We start from the raw sequence: 2,296 nt of genomic DNA, 5'->3' as shown, positions 1-2,296 counted from the left end.
TTGAACTCCGACGTGAACGAGCGGCGAGGGCGAGGCTTCTTCTTCCCCATGCTCTCCATGATGGACATCATCCTTCCGGGACCGAAGCCCCTGATCACTGATGTCCGTCAAAGCGGATCAAGCCCAGAGCTGGCATGGAGGACGGTGACGCGGTCCACGCAGGCGGCGGACTGCCTGCTGCGTCGAGGACGGCGCTGCGCGGTCCGGCCGTGCGGCGGCTGCTCACACTGCGGGCAGGGAAGAAGCTGACAGCAGGGCACGTGCGGGTGGCCGCGGATGCGCTGGGGGTGTCGGAGCGCACGGTGTGGCGCTGGCTGGCTGCCGCTCAGAGCGATCAGACCGCGGCCGCCTACCCCGGCGCACGGTCCCGGGCCGATGCGAGGTTCACGGTCACGCCCGAGGTCCGTGGACTGTTGGCGTTGTGGAAGGGGAACGTGCGGGCGGTTCATCGCGAGCTGGTCCTGCGTGCCGCTCGGCAGTCCCCGCCTGCGGACGCGCCGTCGCTGACGACGCTGCACCGGGCGATCCGCCGTGATCTGACGCCGGGGGAGCGGGCTGGACTTGCCGGTGGTGAGCGGGCGGCTCGTAAGCACGATGTGTTTCTGGCCCGGCCGCGGGGCTGGCGGAACCAGGTGTGGGAGACCGACCACGTGCAGGCCCCGGTGCTGGTCGATGTCGAGGGCAGGGCTCGCAGGCCGTGGATCACCTGGTTCACCGACTGCGCCACCAACGCGATCACCGGTGTCGCGGTGACGCCGGGGGATCCGTCGCGGGAGTCGGTGCTGGCCGCGCTGCGCTCCGCGGTCCTGCGCGAGGACCCCTACGGCCCGTTCGGCGGCCTGCCGGAGAAGGTACGTGTCGACCGCGGCAAGGACTTCCTGTCCCGGACGGTGACCGCCGCGTTCGATCTGCTGGACGTGACGGTGGAGGACCTGCCCGCCTACACCCCGCACCTCAAGGGCACTGTGGAGGGCCTGAACCGGGCGGTGGAGAGCATGTTCTTGGCCGCGCTGCCCGGCTACGCCCGCCAGCCGCGTCCCGGCAAACGCTCTTCCCGCCCGAAGGACGAGGTGCTGCTCGGCTTCGAGGACTTCACCGCCCGTCTGCTCGCCTGGACGCTGTGGTGGAACACCGAACACCAGCCCGCGCCGTTGCGGGGCAGGACCCCGCTTGAGGCGTGGCAGGACGATCCCACCCCGCTACGGGACGTGGCCGCAGCGGAACTGTGGACGTTCACCCTGGAGGACGCCGGCACCCGCACGCTGACGACCCGCGGTATCCGCTTCAGGAAACGTGACTATGTGGGGCCGTGGATGACCGGGCAGGCCGGGATCCAGGTCCGGGTCCGCTTCATGCCCCACCACGACCACCGCATCGAGGTCTACCACGCGGCCACCGGCCGATACCTGGGGTCGGCGGACCTGGCCGACCAGGCCACCGAGGAACAGGTCAGCGCTGTACGGCGGGCACGGGCCGCCCGTGCCCGCCGCCTGAAGAAGGACCTGGAGGGTTCACAGCGCGAGCGCTACGCAGCCGTGAACCAGCCCGAGGCCCCCCAGCGGCTCGGCACCCTGACCACCGCGCAGGCCGAGGCCGAGCTCGCCCAGGCCGCCGGCACCGACCTGTCCGATCTGGCGATGCCGGACCTCATCCCGCCCGCCGCGCCCCCAGCCGACTGGCGCACCCCGCCATCCCTCGTCACCCGGACCGCGCCCGGCCGGCCTGCTCCCGTCCCATCCGAACCTGCCCCGGATCGACTGCTCAGACCACTGAAGACGGAGACGCCTCGTGACCGCGGCCACCTACCAGTACGTCGACCTGCCCGACGCCTCCGTGGTCACCACCCGCGCCCTGCTCACCGCGCGGGAGAACATCGGCGATACGGTCGCTGCCCGCGCGATGATGTGTATCCACGGCGGCGCCGGCTTCGGCAAGACGCTCGCCGTCAACACCTGCTTGCGTGAACTCGAACCCGGTGAGGACGTCCGCAAGATCACCTTCCGGGCCCGTCCCACCGCCCGAGCGGTGCGCTACGAGCTGTTCACCGCGCTCGACCTGGCCGGCGAGCCGCCGCGCCACCCCAGCGAATTCGATCGTCTGCTGAAGACCGCTCTGGCCGAGCGCCCCCGCACCTTCCTCGTCGACGAAGCACAGTGGCTCAACGGGGAGGCGTGTGGATGAGCCGGTTGTTTCGCTGGTGGGGGTTTCGTTTTGTGTGGTGGGTCGTTGGGTTCGTCGGTGGTGGCGTTGTTGTTCAGGTGCTGCCTTAACTGACGGGTTCTGCGGGGGTGTGCCG

2 protein-coding genes are annotated in these 2,296 nt (G+C 70.5%); both read left to right on the top strand.

Going from position 1 to position 2,296, the window contains the following annotated elements:
* The first annotated feature begins 134 nt into the window (after positions 1-134).
* The gene (locus HYE82_RS36020) at positions 135-1,964 is read left to right on the top strand and encodes a Mu transposase C-terminal domain-containing protein (protein ID WP_256988188.1); all 1,830 of its coding nucleotides are present in this window, start codon (positions 135-137) and stop codon (positions 1,962-1,964) included.
* Positions 1,900-2,181 carry an ATP-binding protein gene (locus HYE82_RS36015; RefSeq protein ID WP_306439694.1) on the top strand — a complete coding sequence of 94 codons (282 nt, stop codon included), beginning with the start codon at positions 1,900-1,902 and terminating at the stop codon, positions 2,179-2,181. The genes HYE82_RS36020 and HYE82_RS36015 overlap by 65 nt, the downstream gene beginning before the upstream one ends.
* Positions 2,182-2,296 lie beyond the last annotated feature (115 nt).

It is taken from the genome of Streptomyces sp. BR123 (assembly GCF_013401435.1).
Taxonomy (GTDB): domain Bacteria; phylum Actinomycetota; class Actinomycetes; order Streptomycetales; family Streptomycetaceae; genus Streptomyces.
Note: the sequence above shows the minus strand (reverse complement) of the source record. Positions and strands in the feature narration are given on the sequence as shown.